This window comes from Xenorhabdus littoralis, from assembly GCF_033949345.1.
GTDB classification, from domain to species: domain Bacteria; phylum Pseudomonadota; class Gammaproteobacteria; order Enterobacterales; family Enterobacteriaceae; genus Xenorhabdus; species Xenorhabdus littoralis.
Window position 1 is genome coordinate 1 of sequence record NZ_VCDP01000134.1, and the last position, 343, is coordinate 343.

The following is a 343-nucleotide window of genomic DNA, read 5'->3' on the forward strand; positions in this document are numbered from 1 at the left end:
TGGTTTTTACCGGTGAGGTCATGGTCATAGAAGGTATTCAGGCCATACATCCAGTTTTGATAAAAATAGCGTCCGCCTAACCCGACGTTAATGGTATTCCGGCTGTCTTTATTGCGGTAACCCAATTGGGAGAAAAACAGCCAATCGGCTTTATTGTCATAAATCGGCAGTAATAGATCGAGTGAGTTATTTTCTAACGTGCCTTTTTTGTCCAGACCAAAATTAATTCTGGCGGTCCCAAACTGGGATAACCATTTCTGGGCTTCGGAGGCAACGGTACTGTTAATTTTTCCCAAAGCATAGGATTTGGCTTGTTCTGCTAATTGGGAAGGCGATGATGACA

General features: G+C 43.1%; 1 protein-coding gene. It reads right to left on the reverse strand.

Annotated elements, in window-relative coordinates; genetic code table 11:
- A partial coding sequence (locus FE394_RS18470) for an inverse autotransporter beta domain-containing protein (RefSeq protein ID WP_319927797.1) occupies positions 1 to 343 on the reverse strand: 343 nt, incomplete at both ends.